Genomic DNA, 15,560 nt, shown 5'->3' with positions numbered 1-15,560 from the left:
CTATTCCATCGGCGACATCAGTTCAACCTCGGCACCCTCGCGAACGGCCGTGTAGAAACAACTGCGCCGGTTGGTGTGGCAGGCCGGTCCGGTCTGACGTACCAGGATCAGCAGGCAATCGCGGTCACAGTCGACGCGAAAATCCACAAGTTCCTGAACATGGCCCGAGCTTTCGCCCTTGATCCAGAATGCCTGCCGCGAGCGGGACCAATAAGTGACGCGCCCGGTTTCCAGCGTGCGTTCAATGGCTTGGACATTCATCCAGGCCATCATCAAAACCTCTCCGGTCCCCTCGTCCTGAGCTATGGCCGGGATCAGCCCGGCATCGTTAAATCGCAGGCGCGTCGGGTCGAACGCGATCGTGTCAGACATGGCAAAAACCTTTTGCATCCCGGTGGATGCTCACTATGTATGGGGAACAGACAACGAGGGAAAGCCATGTCGGGCGAGAACGATCTGATTAAGCTGTATTCGGGCCGTATTCTGGCGCTTGCGGCGGATATTCCGCATCTGGATCGGCTTGATGGGCCCGATGCGACCGTAAAAAAGCGTTCGCCCTTGTGCGGTTCGACCGTGACCGTGGATGTGAAGCTGCGCGATGGCAAGGTTTCGGATTATGGTCAGGACGTCAAAGCCTGCGCTCTGGGTCAGGCTTCTGCCTCGGTTGTCGGGCGTGCGATCATCGGGGCCGACCGGGCCCAGGTCGAAACCGCGCGCGATCAGCTGTCTGCCATGCTGAAACAGGACGGTCCCGCGCCGGACGCACCGTTTGACGGGCTGGAGGTTCTGATCCCCGCGCGGGACTACAAGAATCGCCACGCGTCGATTCTGCTGGCGCTGGATGCCGCCGCCGAAGCCATGGAACAAGCCGAACAGGCGCATTGCGCCTGAACGTGGCGTTTTTACGCAAACCCGTCTAACCTCTGCTGAAATTTTGGGGGAGGGATTGGTTTGAACAATTTGCTGGAGCATTTCGTAACTTTGTGGGTCGTTATTGACCCCATCGGCACAATTCCGGTTTTTATCGCCGTGACCGCAGGGATGGAGATTGCCGCGCGTCGGCGGACGGCGCTGCTGGCTTCGGTGATCAGCGCCGGTGTCCTGCTGTTCTTCCTCGTGTTCGGTCAACTGCTGATCGAGGCGCTGGATATCGGGTTGAACTCATTTCAGGTGGCCGGGGGGATTATCCTGTTCCTGTTTGCCCTGACCATGATTTTTGGCGAAAGCAAACAGGATGTGGAACAGCGCGCCGCCGAGGACGATCAGGAAGACAAGCTGCATAAGCACAACCCGGCGATCTTTCCGCTGGCGGTGCCGTCGCTGGCCTCGCCCGGTGCGATGCTGGCCATTGTTATCCTGACCGACAACAACCGGTTCAGCGCGGCCGATCAGGGCATCACAGCCCTTGTCATGTTGTCCGTTGTGGCGATTGCGTTTGTGCTGATGCTGCTGGCCGAGCCGATCATACGGCTAATCGGGCATTCCGGGGCGGCCATCATCAGCCGCGTGATGGGCATGATCCTGGCCTCGGTCGCGGTGAATTCGGTGCTGTCGGCAATTCTTGAGATCATGAAAACCGGGCAGCTGTAAAAAAACCGCCGCGCCTTCCGGGCGGAAAGGGCGGCGGCAGGTTATGCGTTTCTCGCGTGGGGTCCGGATTGCCGCACGGGGCCGAGGCAGGCCCCTCAAGGGAATTGGGACAGGCAGGTCACCCTTGACTGAAATGGGGATGACAGCGCGGTATGATCGGCACGAGATCGCAGGCAGAAAGGGTCAGAACGCTCCGGGCAGGTGAAGGGCGACCATCAGCATAACCACCAGAGAAACGGCACCTGCGGCATCCTGCAAAAGCGTCGCTTGCGAACGGCTCAGGGCTGTCTTGATCTGGGTCAGCATGGTCTCACCTCCGGTCAGGGTTTTAATCCTTTGTTGACCTTTTGTTCTCATATTTTGCCGAGTCGGTAAAGAACTTTTTGAGAACATTTGTGAACTTATCGGAACGAACTCCCTAACCTACTGAAATCAAACGAATTGCCCGATCCTGTTTCATCAGCCACAACAGAACACGTGCTGCCTGCCCCCGCTCAGAACTCAGTTTTGGGTCCGCGCCCAGCAAGGCGCGTGCGTCGGATTGGGCGACGGCCATCAAACCGGCTTGCCTTTCAAGGTCCGCAATCCGGAATTTCGGCAAACCCGATTGCGCCGTACCGATCAGATCCCCCGCGCCGCGCATCTGCAAATCGGTTTCGGAAATACGAAAGCCGTCCTCGGTTTCGCGCAGAACTTCCAGACGTTTGCGCCCGCCTTCGCTGAGCGGGGGTTGATACATCAGCAGGCAGGTCGACTCTGCCTCGCCCCGGCCAACGCGACCTCTGAGCTGGTGCAACTGTGCCAGTCCAAAGATCTCGGCCCGTTCGATGACCATGATGGACGCGTTGGGGACGTTGACGCCGACCTCGATGACGGTTGTTGCGACCAGAACTTTTGTTTGCCCGTCCTGAAACGCCTTCATCGCAGCGTCTTTGTCGGATGCGGGCATCTGACCGTGGACCAGCCCGACTGCCCCGTCACCCAATTTCGCGCGCAGGCGTTTGAACCTTTCCTCTGCAGCGGTCAGATCTGATACCTCGGACTCGTCAACCAGCGGACATACCCAGTAACACTGCCTGCCTTCATCAATCGCACGGCGCAGATGGGCAACGACCTCATCCATACGCTCGGTGCTGATGATGGCTGTTTTGACAGGCTTTCGACCCGGCGGTTTTTCGTCCAGCACAGACACGTCCATGTCGCCATATTGCGCCAGCGCAAGGCTGCGCGGAATCGGCGTGGCGGTCATAACCAACACGTCCGCCCCCTGCCCTTTTTCCGACAGTTCCATACGTTGCCGAACGCCGAACCGGTGCTGTTCGTCAACAATCGCCAGACGAAGCGCGTTGAATTCCACATCGCTTTGGAACACAGCATGGGTGCCGACCAGGATCTGAATGTCCCCGTTCTTCAGCGCCGCAAGCTTTGCGCGCCGCTCTGCCCCTTTATCGCGGCCGGTCAGGATCTCAAGAACTACCCCGGCTTCTTCGGCCAGCGGGCGTAGCCCTTCCAGATGTTGCCGGGCAAGAATCTCGGTGGGTGCCATCATGACGCCCTGCCCGCCCGCCTCAACCGCGATCAGCAAGGCCATAAAGGCGACCAGTGTCTTTCCCGCGCCCACATCGCCCTGAAGCAATCGGTTCGTCCGCGATTCCGATGCCATGTCGGCAGCTATTTCGTCGATGGCGCGCCTCTGTGCGCCGGTCGGCTGGTATGGCAAGCTTGCCAGAACCCGGGCCTGCAAGGCACCGGTTCCGATGCTCACAACGCCTCGGGCCTTGCGTTCGCGTTGCCGTGCGAGCGCAAGGGTCAACTGGTGTGCAAACAGTTCGTCATAGGCCAGACGTTCGCGCGCGGGCGCATGTGCGTCAACGTCATCTGCCCCTTGCGGGTTGTGCGCCGCCGATATTGCAGCGATCCAGCCCGGCCAGCCTTGTTTCGAAAGCAGCGCGGGATCGATCCATTCAGCCAGAGTCGGCGCGCGCTCCAGGGCGCTGCGTGCGGCTTTGAATGCCGTCTTTTGGGTTACCCCCTGTGTCAGATGATAGACCGGTTCAAAATCCGGGATGTCCCGGGCCTGATCCGGCGGCAGCATGTGATCGGGATGAACCATCTGAGCCATGCCATCGAACAGTTCAAGCTTGCCCGAAATCACCCGCCGCGATCCCTGCGGCAACACCCGTTTCAGATAGTCGCCGCGAGCGTGAAAGAACACCAGCTGGAAATCGGCCTGGTTATCCTCGACGTGAACGCGATAGGCGCCGCCCTTGTTGCGGGGTGGCCTATGAGTTCCGATCGTCACCTCGACCGTCAGCGTCGCGGGCAGGTCCACGCCCTTGATCGTGTCGCGACGGCGGCGGTCAATCACCGCATAGGGCAGACTGAACAGCACATCGCGCGGCGATTCCGTTCCGGCCTGCATCAAAAACTGCGCCGTTTTGGGGCCGACGCCCCCAAGCGTTTCCAGACCGGCAAACAGCGGAAACAGAAGTTCCGGACGGCCGCTCATGCGCTTCCGATCAGCTGAAGCCAGCCGTCTTCATCAAGCGTTTCGATGCCCAGTTCGGCCGCTTTCCTGGCCTTTGAACCCGCGCCCGGGCCTGCGACCAGAAAGTCCGTTTTCTTGCTGACCGAACCAGAGACCTTTGCGCCCAATGCTTCGGCCCTGGCCTTGGCCTCGGCGCGGGTCATCTTTTCCAGCGTGCCGGTGAATACCACGGTCTTGCCCGCCACGGGGCTGCCTGATGTGTCCGGGCGCTTGGCCTCCTGTACGTCCAACTGGGCCACCAGCGCATCAATGCTGGCGCGCTCCGCGCTCTGGGCAAAGGCAGATACAAGCGCGCGGGCCATGACCTCGCCCACCCCGTCGATACCCAGCAAATCGTCCCACTCGGGGCCTTCAAAGCCCTGTGCGGCTGTCACGGCGCGTTCGAATTCGGACCAGGTTCCATAATGGTTGGCGATCAGGTTGGCTGCAGCCTCGCCCGTATGCCGGATCCCCAGCGCAAACAGCAGCCGTCCGAACGGAATGCGGCGCTTTTCTTCGATTGCGGCCCACAGGTTTCCCGCGCTCTGCGCCCCCCATCCCTTTCGGTTCGCCAGCTTGTTCAGATTGGCGGTGTCGCGGTCCTGCAATGTGAATATGTCGACTGGTTCCCTGATCGGCAGGTCGGGGTCGTCATAGAACATCTCGATCTGCTTTGCGCCCAGACCTTCAATGTCGAAGGCCTTGCGGGATACGAAGTGCTTCAGTTTCTCAACCGCCTGCGCAGGGCAAATCAGGCCACCGGTGCAGCGGCGGACGGCGTCGCCTTCTTCGCGCACCGCGTCGCTGTGGCATTCGGGGCAGGTTGCGGGAAAATGGAAGGGCTCAGCATCTTCGGGACGCTTCGAGATATCGACATCGGCCAGTTTGGGGATCACGTCGCCCGCGCGGTAAACCTGTACCCAGTCCCCGACGCGAATGTCCTTTCCATCGCGGATCGTGCCGCCCTTGGCGTCCAGGCCAGCGATGTAATCTTCATTATGCAGCGTCGCGTTCGAGACCACGACGCCGCCAACTGTAACGGGATGCAACCGGGCCACCGGGCTGAGCGCGCCTGTACGGCCGACCTGAATGTCGATCCCCTCAAGCCGCGTCCAGGCCAGTTCGGCCGGGAATTTATGGGCGATGGCCCAGCGGGGTGTTGTGGACCGAAACCCAAGGCGTGCCTGAAGCGCGAGGTCGTTCACTTTGTAGACCACCCCGTCGATGTCATAACCCAGTGTCGATCTCTGGGCCTCGATACTCCGGTAATGCTCCAGCATCTGTTCGGTAGTTTCGCAAAGCCGGGTCAGCGGGTTGGTAGCGAATCCCATAGCCGCAAGCCGTTCAATTGCTTCGATCTGGGTATCGGCCAGTGCATCCGACACCTCGCCCCAGGCATAGGCAAAGAACCTGAGCGGGCGCGCGCGGGTGATGTCCGAATCCAACTGTCTCAGCGACCCGGCGGCGGCGTTTCTGGGGTTGGCAAAAGGTTTGTCACCGGCCTCAAGTTGACGCTGGTTCAGGGCGTCGAAATCGTCATGTGACATGTAAACTTCGCCGCGTATTTCAAGAACGTCCAGCGCGGTTTCGACGTAATGTGGAATGTCCGAAATTGTCAGCGCGTTTGCGGTCACGTTCTCACCGACTTCACCGTCACCGCGAGTTGCCGCCTGAATCAGCCGACCCCGTTCATAGCGCAATGACAGCGACAACCCGTCGATCTTGGGTTCAGCCGTATAAGACAACGGCGCTGCGTCAGACATACCAAGGTATTTGCGCACCGATCGGTCAAAGTCCCGCACGTCGTCATCGTCAAACGCATTGCCAAGAGACATCATGCGAACAGCATGCGTGACTTTGGAAAACCCTTCTGCGGCGCGCGCGCCAACCTTGTCAGTGGGGCTGTCGGGTCGTTTCAGATGCGGAAACCGCTCTTCGATTTCGGCATTTCTGCGCTTGAGCGCATCATAGTCCGCGTCGGAAATTTCCGGCGAGTCTTCGGCATGGTACAGCGTGTTTGCTCGGGTGATCTTCTCCGCAAGCTGCGCCAGTTCTGTCCGCGCGTCGTCTTCTGTCAGGTCTGATACCGGAATCGGTTTGCTCATGGCCTCGCCCTGTCACGTGTTCTTGGACCTCAGTGATAGGGCGAGGTCATGGCCAGGTCCAGATGTGCTGTTCAGTGAGCGAGGGGGCCGCCCCGGACCTGCGGCGACCATTTTCAGATCAGGTCAGGCACCGACTGCCATACGCGTTTCATCCACGCTGTTGCTTTGGGGATCACGCAGCACATATCCCCTGCCCCAAACGGTTTCGATGTAGTTCTCGCCGCCTGTGGCGTTGCTAAGTTTTTTACGTAGCTTGCAAATAAAGACGTCGATGATTTTCAATTCGGGCTCGTCCATTCCACCGTAAAGATGGTTCAGGAACATCTCTTTGGTCAGTGTCGTGCCCTTGCGCAGGCTCAGAAGCTCCAGCATCTGGTACTCTTTGCCGGTCAGATGAACCGCCTTGCCCTCAACTTCAACTGTTTTGGCATCAAGATTCACAGCCACGCGTCCCGTGTGGATCACCGATTGCGAATGCCCTTTAGAGCGGCGGATGATGGCGTGGATGCGTGCGACGAGTTCCTCGCGGTGGAACGGTTTGGTCATATAGTCGTCGGCGCCAAAGCCAAACCCCTTGATCTTGCTTGCGGTGTCATCTGCGCCGGACAGGATCAGAATCGGTGTTTCCACCCGCGCGATGCGCAATTGCCGCAGAACTTCATGCCCGTTCATATCCGGCAGGTTCAGGTCGAGCAGGATCAGATCGTAATCATACAGCTTGGCCAGGTCGATGCCTTCTTCCCCGAGATCGGTTGCATAGACGTTGAGGTTGGCGTGCGTCAGCATCAGTTCGATGCTTTTGGACGTGGTCGGATCATCCTCGACAAGAAGTATACGCATTTACTGCTCCAATTCGGGTCAATTTACCAATTCAAATTGAACCTGCTCAAAAATGGTTAATCTGACGTTACCGTTAAATCATTTATTTACTCTCACCCTTAGGTTGTCGATATTTTTTTATCGCGGTCACTTTAAGGGCATCCATTCCGTGTTCCGCGACTGCCGAAACCCACGCATTGAATTCCTCATCGCTCAGCCCATAGCGTTTTTTGGCGTCCGACAGGGAAATCAGCCCGTACATAACGCCGCGCACCACGATGGCCTTGCGCGATGCGACCCATCTGGTCGTGTCTTCCGGCGGAAGGTCGGCGCGTGATAAAACCGTTCCATCCGGCAGGGTTACCGACCTTGGTCCTTCAACTTTGTGCAAATACATCTTTCGACCCTCTTCCTGCTGCGACAAAGCTGACACCAGCCTACTTAATGCGTCATGAAACTGCCCCTTGAGAGTGTGTAGAATTTTCCTATATTCTGCCGGTCTTTCTTAACACTCACTGGAACCGTCATGGCCCTCGATACCGAGACACCGCTGAACTCCCTTGGCTTTGCCAAACCCCCGTCCGAAACGCGGGTGGTTGTCGCCATGTCCGGAGGCGTCGACAGTTCCGTCGTTGCCGCCTATCTGGCCGATCAGGGATATGATGTGGTCGGCGTGACGCTGCAGCTTTATGACCATGGCGCGGCGCTTGCCAAAAAGGGTGCCTGCTGCGCCGGGATCGACATCCACGATGCGCGGCGCGTGGCCGAGGAACGCGGATTCCCGCATTACGTTCTGGATTACGAGAACATCTTTAAGGACGCGGTTATCGATGAGTTTGCCGACAGCTATCTGGCGGGCGCAACGCCGGTTCCCTGCATCCGCTGCAATGAACGGGTGAAATTCAAGGATCTGCTGGAAACCGCCAAGGATCTTGAGGCCGACTGCATGGCCACCGGTCATTACATCCAGCGCAAGATGGGTCCGAACGGTCCGGAACTGCACAGCGCCGAAGACGCGAACCGCGATCAGTCCTATTTCCTGTTCTCGACCACACCCGAGCAGCTTGACTTCCTGCGCTTCCCTCTGGGTCATTTGCCGTCCAAGGACGCGACCCGCGAAATGGCGGCGCAATACGGGCTGTCCGTGGCCGATAAGCCGGACAGTCAGGACATCTGCTTCGTTCCAAACGGTAACTATGCCAGCGTCATTGAAAAGCTGCGCCCCGGCGCGGCAGAGCCGGGTGAGATCGTGCACGCCGACGGCCGCGTTCTGGCGCAGCATGACGGCGTCATCCACTATACCATCGGGCAACGCCGGGGGCTGGGCATCGGCGGCCTGAGCGAGCCGCTTTATGTGGTAAAGCTGGACGTCAACAAGAAGCAGGTCGTAGTGGGCCCCAAAGAGTTGCTGGCCACCCGCACGATCCCGGTGCGGGAAATCAACTGGCTGGGCGATGCGCCCTTCACCTCACAGAAGGAATGGCATGTCTCGGTCAAGGTGCGCTCGACCCGCCCCCCGCGCGAGGCGATCATACGACCGCTGTCTGGCACCACCGCCGAGGTCGAATTGCTGACGCCGGAAGAAGGTGTTTCACCCGGTCAGGCCTGCGTGTTCTATGCGTCCGAAGGCAGCCGCATCTTCGGCGGCGGCTGGATCTGGCGCGGCTATTAAATCGCGTCGGTCCAGGAATTGCTGAGGATATAGAGCCCGGCGCAGATCATCACGTAAGGTACAAGCCGTTCAAGCCGACGAGCCAGAGCGCCACTCATGAACGGTGCTCTGGACCCGAACATGGCAACCGCGGCGAGGCTGATCGCGGCCAGCACCGCCCCGGCAACGCCTGCGGTTCGATATTCGGGGGCGGAATCCGCCAGCAGCGGCGCAAGCACCGCGAATGTATCCATCGACAAGCTGACGAACAGCAGCGTCAGCACAAACACCGAAGCGCCGGTCTCAAGATTTGGGTCCGTTTCGGTATCGTTGCCACGATGACGCCTGATCAGCGCAAGGACGCCAAGCCCCAGTGGGATAAGTCCCAGATATCCGGCCCATTGCGGCACGACATCGTCCACGCCCAGAGCCAGAAGAAGCGAAGCGGCGATTATCACGAACTGCGCCAGCAGGAACCCAAGTACCGACCGTTTCGCCCCCGAAACCATCATCAAGGCCAGCAAGGCAGCCAGGTTGTCCAGGTTGGTCATGACCTGAGCCATAAAGGCCGACAGCCCAAAGACGACCTGATCCAGCATCAGGTGCCAATCCGGGTCAGCACCGCGCGGGCCGCCCGCAGGCCGGGCGCTTCGCCGCCGCGTCCCAACCGTTCCATTGTCACCGTCATGGCGTCCAGCTGCGCGGTGGGCGCGTGTGACACCTGACTCAGCGCCGCTGCGATGACTTCGGGCCGGCACTCGTTCAGCAGGCATTCAGGTACGGTACGGGTTTCGGACACCAGATTGACCAGAGTGACCGTATCCAGCTTGACCATCCGCTCGGCCATTTTCTGGGTCAGCCAGCTGAGCTTGTAGGCGATCACCATCGGTGTGGCTTGCGCGGCCAGTTCCAGTGACACCGTACCCGACGCAGCCAGCGCCAGATCAGCTGTTGCAAAGGCCGCGCGTTTTTGCTGGACTGCCTGATCGGACGGCATGTCGCGCGGGTCCACCACCACGGCGTCCCCCGGCCATCCGCGAACATGCTCTGCCACGGCATCCACCATATGCGCGACCGTCGGCACAACCACGCGCGCGTCCGGCCGATCTTTAAGGTAAAGGCTCAGCGCTTCACCGAACACAGGCGCAAGCCGTTCAATCTCGCCTCCGCGCGAGCCCGGCAGCGCCAGCACGACCGGACAATCGCCAAGATCGTATGCGGCCCGGAATTCCGCGATATCCTGTTCCGTCGCCACTGGTTCGCTTGCCACGGGATGGCCGACAAAATCGCACTCCATCCCGGCGCGTTCCATATAGGGCGGCTCAAACGGCAGCAGGGCCAGTACGTGGTCAATGACTTTGGCCATCTTGTCGGCACGACCCGGGCGCCAGGCCCACACGCTGGGCGCGACATAATGCACGGTTCTGATCGCGCTTTTCGCCTTCACCAGCCGGGCGACACGCAGCGAGAAATCAGGACTGTCGATGGTGATCAGAACGTCGGGCTTCGTGTCCAGAACCGCCTGCGCCGTCTCGGCGATCCGGCGTTTCAGGTGAAAGAATTTCGGCAGGACCTCAACCAGACCCATCACCGACAGCTCGGCCATCGGAAAGCGGCTGTCCAGACCCTGCGCCTGCATCAGCGGTCCGCCGACCCCGTCGAATTCGATCTCTGGCACGAGGCTGCGCAGCCCTTCCATCAATGCGCCGCCCAGACGGTCGCCCGAAGGTTCACCGGCGACCAGAAAGACGCGCATCAGACAGCCCGCTCACGCACGTAGAGGAACAGGCCCAGACGGTCGCACTCTTTGATGACGCGGTGTTGTTCCAGAACGATCACCCCGCCTTTTTCAATCACGATGCCGGATAGTCCGGCGGCAACTGCACCGGACACGGTGCCGGGGCCGATGGTCGGCAAATCCGCGCGCCGATCCTGATCCGGCTTGGGGGCTTTGAACAAAACGCCACCGCCTGCATCCGGTCGCTGGGTCAAAGATTGCAGCATCCAGTCGGTGCCGAATATCCCCTCAACCGCCAGCGCCTGCTTTTTGGATACGGCGCAGGCCTGCCCGATATCGGCAGCGCCCATGGTGCGCAGAATTCCGGCCGCCCGGTCCGCGTCGGCCAGATCCACCTCGGAGGGCTGCGCCTCTGTCAGACAACCCAGTCGCGGCAGAAGACCCGGCGCGATTTCATGTGCCGCAAGAACGGACAGCCCGGCCGTTTCAAAGATGCCGATTACCGCCCGCAGAGCTCCGTCATCCCCGGACAGAATGGCCTGCTGCAAAACCGGGACCAGAGGCATCGTCGCCGCGTCGATCCGCGACGGATCGATGTTCGGCCGCCGGACCGCACCCGCCAGACAAATCTCGGTGACGCCGCGGCCCTGAATATCAGCGATGAAACTGCCAAGCTGTTCCAGCGGAAACACGATATCCGCAGTCAATTCGTCGGGCACAAACCCTTCCATGGCGCAGACCAAGGGGCGTTCCGCCAGGCTTTGCACCACCTCATTCGGTAACGCGCCCGTTCCAGCGATCAGGGCCAGCATCGGATCACTTCCCCGGTGTCAGGAAAGAACGGTCCGAGTGGCCGGTCACGAAATCGACGATCCGCTGGACATATTCGCTTTCGTTCTCCTCGCCCACGCGATGCGCCCGCTCCATAAATGTGCCGTCGCCGGTCGAGAGTTCGCGGAACGCGGCCCGCAGGGCCGAGATATCTTCGCGGGACACGCCCTTGCGCTTTAGCCCAACCAGATTGAGACCGTCCAACTCGCCACGCGGCGCCTGAACCAGACCATAGGGGATCACATCATTGGCAACCATTGTCAGAGCGCCAATGATCGCGCCGCGACCGACGCGCACCCATTGGTGCAGGCCGGAAATGCCACCGACGATAACGTCGTCCTCGATAATGCAATGCCCTGCGGCACCGGCATGGTTCACCATGATCACCCGGTCGCCGATCTGAACGTCATGGGCCACATGCACCCCGGCCATCAACAGGCAGTCATCGCCAATGCGAGTAACCCCGCCGCCGCCTTCGGTGCCTGTGTTCACGGTGACATGCTCGCGAATGCGGTTGCGTTTGCCGATCTCCAGCCGGGTATCCTCGCCACCGAATTTCAGGTCCTGCGGGATCTCACCGATCACGGAAAAATTGAAAACAACCGTCTCATCGCCGATCGACGTATCACCGGTCACCACAACATGAGATTTCAGCTCAACCCGCGCGCCGAGCTTTACCTTTGCACCGACATAGCAAAACGGCCCGATTACGCAGCCGTCACCGATCTGCGCACCGTCTTCTATGATTGCGCTTGGGTGGATGCCGCTCATGTCGTTTTTTCCATGTCCCAGTCGACATAGGCCGAGAATTCGGCCTCGGCTGCAACTTCGCCCTCAACGGTCGCGCGACCGCTGAACTTGAAGATCTTGCCGCCCTTCTTGCCACGCACGGTTTCAACATGCATCTCCAGCACGTCGCCCGGAACCACCTTGCGGCGGAATTTGCACTTGTCGATATTCATGAAATAGATCAGCAACTCGCTGTCGATCACGTCCATACCGACGCCCAGCATGACACCGGCCGTCTGCGCCATCGCCTCGACGATGGTTACGCCCGGCATGATCGGAGTGCCCGGGAAATGGCCCTGAAAATGCGGTTCGTTCATCGTGACGTTCTTGATACCGACCGCAGATTGATAACCCGAGATTTCCACCACTTTGTCGACCAGCAGAAACGGATAGCGATGCGGCAATATCCGCTGGATCAGCTGAATGTCGGCGCTCTTGGTTTCCGTGCTCATGATGTTGTTGTCCCGTTCTGGATTTCCACTTGCCGCGTGGTTAGCAATACAGCGCCCCAAGGGCAAGCAAACCTATTCGCGGGAACCGTTCTCAAGCGAACTGCCATCACCGATCACAGCGTCGATCCGGTTGATCGCAGCCTCGGTAATATCGGTACGGTCCGAGCTCAGAAAAACGCTGGATCGTTCAATGATGACGGATGCTCCGGATTCGCGCAGCAGGTCAATCAGTATCGGCTGAACCAGCTCAACAAACGTCTGTTGCGCCTCTTCGCTGCGGCGCGCGAGGGCATCCAGCTTCGCGCGCTGCCCTTCCCGATGTGACTGAACTTTCCGGTCAAAGGCTTCGGCCAGGGGGCGAAACGCCTCGGCCTGCATGGTCGCTCGTTTTTCCGTCAGGTCTTTTTCTTCTCGGCTCAACTCGGCCACGATCCGCTCGTTTTCCTCGGCCAGCAGGGTTCCCTCGGCCTCAATCTCGCGCAGAACGCGTTGACCGAATTTGGATTCGGCAAACAGGCGATCGCTGGAAACCGTCAGCACGTCGGCCTGAGGAACGCCCAACTGCTGCGCTGCCGCGGTACCGGCAATAACCAGAAGGGCCAAAACGCACAGGGCCCGCAACCGGCCCTGCAGTTTCAATATCGATTGCGTCAACATTCAGACTCAGAACCGCGCCTGAACGGTTAGGTCGAAATTCTGTTCCTTGTCGAAATCCTCTTTCTTCAACGCTTGCGAGAAGTTGAAGCGCAGCGGGCCAAAGGGCGTTTCCCACAGAACCGATACGCCGATGACGTGGCGGATCGAGCCGTCTGCGCCCACGATATTTGCACCGGTCGTGTTTACGTCGTCGATATTGTAAAGGTTGCCGACATCATAGAACACGCCGCCCCGCAGGCCCAGTTCTTCGGGCAGACCCAGCGGGAAATCGGATTCGAAGCGGGCGACCCAGTAGTAGTTGCCGCCGATCGCATCGTCCTGCCCGTTGGACAGATCGCGCGGACCCAGACCTGCGGGTTCGAAACCACGGAACACGTTCGGGCCAAGGACAAAGCGGTCGAGGGTGCGACTGAAATCGTTGCCCCTCCAATGCAATGCACCCATTTCCAGCGTGGCGCGCAGAACAACTTCTTCGCTCAGCACTCTGGTTTGTGCGATCCCGCGTGCCGTTGTCTTGTAGAACTCGTTGTCGCCGCCGAGACCGGCTGCATCGACCCCGATCTCGAACAGAACACCCGCATTGGGGTTCAGCCCGCCCAGACGGCTGTCATATACGTAAGACACGCCCAACGAACTGGTCGTCTGCTTGCCCTGCGCAATTTCCGAAGAAATGACCGCGCCGTTGATTTCGTCGTCCTGCTGGGTCATTTCACTGCGGTCCCAACCATAGCGCAGACGCAGCGAGGACAATTCGCCGATTGCGTAGCTCAGCTGTGGCCGGAAAAACAGAGTTTCGGTGTCATAGCTGGCAAAGCTGGAGTTGGTCGAGGCCAGCCCCAGACCCACGTCAAAGCGCAATCTGCGGCCCAGCAGGTATGGTTCGGTAAAGTTCAGGGTGTATTGCTCGGCATCCTGCGCGGTGGACAGGTTGAGCCCAACCGTTTGCCCACGGCCCAGGAAGTTCGATTCACTGAGACCAATCGCAATGCCGAAACCGTCCGAGACCGAGTAACTGCCGCCAAGGCTCAGCGAGCCGGTCGGCTGTTCTTCCACGTCAACATCAACGATCACCTGGCTTGGCGAAGACCCTTCGCGCGGCTCGACATCCGCCATCGAGAAGAACCCGAGCGCGCGGATGCGTTCAGCGGCCTGCCGGATCTCACGCGGATTGAACGGGTCACCTTCGACGGTGTCGAACTGACGGCGGATCACGCGATCCAGCGTTGTGGTGTTTCCTTCGATGTCGATCCGTTCCACAAAGATCCGCGGACCTCTGGTCAGAACAAACTGGACATCCAGCGTCAATTCACGCGGGTTGCGGGTGACACGTGGTTCGACCCGCAGGAAATCGACGCCCTGCTTGATACCCAGACGCTCCAGTCGCGCAATCGAGTTTTCGATCACTGACGGAGAATAGGTAACACCGGGCCTGACCTTCAGCGCGGCCTGATATTCAGCCGGGTCCACTCCGGGGATTTCGCTGACCGTCGAGATTTGGCCAAATGAAAATTTCTGTCCCTCGGTGATGTTCATCACCAGGAAAAAGGCGTCCCGCTCACGGGTGAATTCGACATTGGCGCTGTTGACGCGGAAATCCACGTAGCCACGGGACAGGTAGAAGTCGCGGATCACCTGTTTGTCGAATTCGATACGATCAGCAATAAAGGTATCGCCGCGCAGGAAAGTACGCAGGATATTTGCCTGTTTGGTTTCCAGGACGCGACGCAAACGGCGGTCGGAATAAGCCCGGTTGCCAACAAAGCTGACGCGTTCAACTTCGATCGTCGTCCCTTCGGCAATCTCGAATACCAGATCCACACGGTTGTCGCTGCGGCGGATGATGCGCGGGATAACGGTGGCCGAAACGCGCCCCTGAGACGAGTAGATCTGGGCAATCAGGTCGGCGTCGGTTTCCGCAACCTGAGGCGTAAAGACCCGCCGCGGCTGAGACGTGATCGCCTCAAGCAGAACATCGTCCTTGACCCGGCGGTTTCCCTCGACGCTGATCTGGTTGATCGTGGGGTATTCCTGAACTTCGATCAGCAACGTGCTGCCGCGCGGCGTCAGTTCAACTGTCTCAAAAACACCACTGTCAAGCAAACGCTGAAAGGCATCGTTCAACTGGCCGGCGGTAACTGTCTGGCCGGGTTCGATCCCGGTTCGCGCAATAATTGTCGAGCTTTCGATGCGCCGGTTGCCTTCGACCTCGAAAGAATTGATCGTGAATGGCTGGGCCCATGCCGCCTTGGGCGCGGGCACTAAACTCACGACTGCAATAAGGAAAAATAACGCTAGTGTTTGCCACAAAATCTTGTTTTTCGGCTTTTGCCCCCCGCAGGATGTGCCCGCGTTCCGCCTGTCAGTCATTTTTTCACTACCCAATATTTTTGGACTTTATTGC

The 15,560-nt window shown here is 59.5% G+C and carries 16 protein-coding genes; 3 read left to right on the top strand and 13 right to left on the bottom strand.

Translation table 11 applies throughout. The features are described 5' to 3' along the window. Positions 1-390, bottom strand: a complete 390-nt coding sequence (gene hisI, locus ACXAC3_RS12615; RefSeq protein ID WP_475160593.1) for a phosphoribosyl-AMP cyclohydrolase — start codon at positions 388-390, stop codon at positions 1-3. A gap of 48 nt (positions 391-438) precedes the next feature. On the opposite strand from hisI, the gene ACXAC3_RS12610 reads away from it, so the two are divergent. Both ACXAC3_RS12610 and ACXAC3_RS12605 read left to right on the top strand, forming a co-directional pair. After that, positions 439-891: an iron-sulfur cluster assembly scaffold protein gene (locus tag ACXAC3_RS12610; RefSeq protein WP_475160590.1), complete on the top strand. Its 453-nt coding sequence runs from the start codon at positions 439-441 to the stop codon at positions 889-891. A gap of 60 nt (positions 892-951) precedes the next feature. After that, positions 952-1,590, top strand: a complete 639-nt coding sequence (locus ACXAC3_RS12605) for a MarC family protein (RefSeq protein WP_475160588.1) — start codon at positions 952-954, stop codon at positions 1,588-1,590. A 183-nt stretch (positions 1,591-1,773) separates the two neighbouring features. Here ACXAC3_RS12605 and ACXAC3_RS12600 read toward each other — a convergent pair whose 3' ends face one another. The 5 genes from ACXAC3_RS12600 to sciP form a co-directional block, all read right to left on the bottom strand. Continuing rightward, positions 1,774-1,896 carry a hypothetical protein gene (locus ACXAC3_RS12600; RefSeq protein WP_475160586.1) on the bottom strand — a complete coding sequence of 41 codons (123 nt, stop codon included), beginning with the start codon at positions 1,894-1,896 and terminating at the stop codon, positions 1,774-1,776. A gap of 112 nt (positions 1,897-2,008) precedes the next feature. Beyond that, positions 2,009-4,099, bottom strand: coding sequence for an ATP-dependent DNA helicase RecG (gene recG, locus ACXAC3_RS12595; protein ID WP_475160583.1), 2,091 nt, complete (start codon positions 4,097-4,099; stop codon positions 2,009-2,011). Continuing rightward, a complete protein-coding gene (gene ligA / locus ACXAC3_RS12590) occupies positions 4,096-6,222 on the bottom strand; it encodes an NAD-dependent DNA ligase LigA (RefSeq protein WP_475160581.1) in 2,127 nt (708 codons plus the stop codon). Before ligA ends, recG begins: the two co-directional genes overlap by 4 nt. A gap of 123 nt (positions 6,223-6,345) precedes the next feature. Continuing rightward, positions 6,346-7,062 carry a response regulator transcription factor CtrA gene (gene ctrA, locus ACXAC3_RS12585; protein ID WP_475160580.1) on the bottom strand — a complete coding sequence of 239 codons (717 nt, stop codon included), beginning with the start codon at positions 7,060-7,062 and terminating at the stop codon, positions 6,346-6,348. Between the two features lie 82 nt (positions 7,063-7,144). Continuing rightward, a complete protein-coding gene (sciP, locus tag ACXAC3_RS12580) occupies positions 7,145-7,438 on the bottom strand; it encodes a CtrA inhibitor SciP (RefSeq protein ID WP_475160578.1) in 294 nt (97 codons plus the stop codon). Positions 7,439-7,567: 129 nt separating this feature from the next. Between sciP and mnmA the strand changes: the two genes are divergently transcribed. Further along, positions 7,568-8,713 carry a tRNA 2-thiouridine(34) synthase MnmA gene (gene mnmA, locus ACXAC3_RS12575; RefSeq protein WP_475160576.1) on the top strand — a complete coding sequence of 382 codons (1,146 nt, stop codon included), beginning with the start codon at positions 7,568-7,570 and terminating at the stop codon, positions 8,711-8,713. Here mnmA and ACXAC3_RS12570 read toward each other — a convergent pair. From ACXAC3_RS12570 to bamA, 7 genes are all read right to left on the bottom strand, one after another. Further along, positions 8,710-9,291 (bottom strand): cadmium resistance transporter, encoded by a 582-nt coding sequence (locus tag ACXAC3_RS12570; protein ID WP_475160573.1) that lies wholly within the window; start codon positions 9,289-9,291, stop codon positions 8,710-8,712. The genes mnmA and ACXAC3_RS12570 overlap by 4 nt on opposite strands. Then, positions 9,291-10,448: a lipid-A-disaccharide synthase gene (lpxB, locus tag ACXAC3_RS12565; protein ID WP_475160571.1), complete on the bottom strand. Its 1,158-nt coding sequence runs from the start codon at positions 10,446-10,448 to the stop codon at positions 9,291-9,293. The genes ACXAC3_RS12570 and lpxB overlap by 1 nt, the downstream gene beginning before the upstream one ends. Then, positions 10,448-11,242, bottom strand: coding sequence for an LpxI family protein (locus ACXAC3_RS12560; protein WP_475160569.1), 795 nt, complete (start codon positions 11,240-11,242; stop codon positions 10,448-10,450). Before ACXAC3_RS12560 ends, lpxB begins: the two co-directional genes overlap by 1 nt. Before the next feature lie 4 nt (positions 11,243-11,246). Beyond that, a complete protein-coding gene (gene lpxA / locus ACXAC3_RS12555; protein WP_475160567.1) occupies positions 11,247-12,032 on the bottom strand; it encodes an acyl-ACP--UDP-N-acetylglucosamine O-acyltransferase in 786 nt (261 codons plus the stop codon). Continuing rightward, positions 12,029-12,502 carry a 3-hydroxyacyl-ACP dehydratase FabZ gene (gene fabZ / locus ACXAC3_RS12550; protein WP_475160565.1) on the bottom strand — a complete coding sequence of 158 codons (474 nt, stop codon included), beginning with the start codon at positions 12,500-12,502 and terminating at the stop codon, positions 12,029-12,031. The genes lpxA and fabZ overlap by 4 nt, the downstream gene beginning before the upstream one ends. A 72-nt stretch (positions 12,503-12,574) precedes the next feature. Next, positions 12,575-13,159: an OmpH/Skp family outer membrane protein gene (locus tag ACXAC3_RS12545; RefSeq protein ID WP_475160562.1), complete on the bottom strand. Its 585-nt coding sequence runs from the start codon at positions 13,157-13,159 to the stop codon at positions 12,575-12,577. Positions 13,160-13,165: 6 nt separating this feature from the next. Beyond that, positions 13,166-15,526: an outer membrane protein assembly factor BamA gene (bamA, locus tag ACXAC3_RS12540; protein ID WP_475160560.1), complete on the bottom strand. Its 2,361-nt coding sequence runs from the start codon at positions 15,524-15,526 to the stop codon at positions 13,166-13,168. Positions 15,527-15,560: the final 34 nt, after the last annotated feature.

It is taken from the genome of Ruegeria sp. ABV4_181 (assembly GCF_056158465.1).
This window is presented reverse-complemented; position numbering and strand designations above follow the sequence as displayed.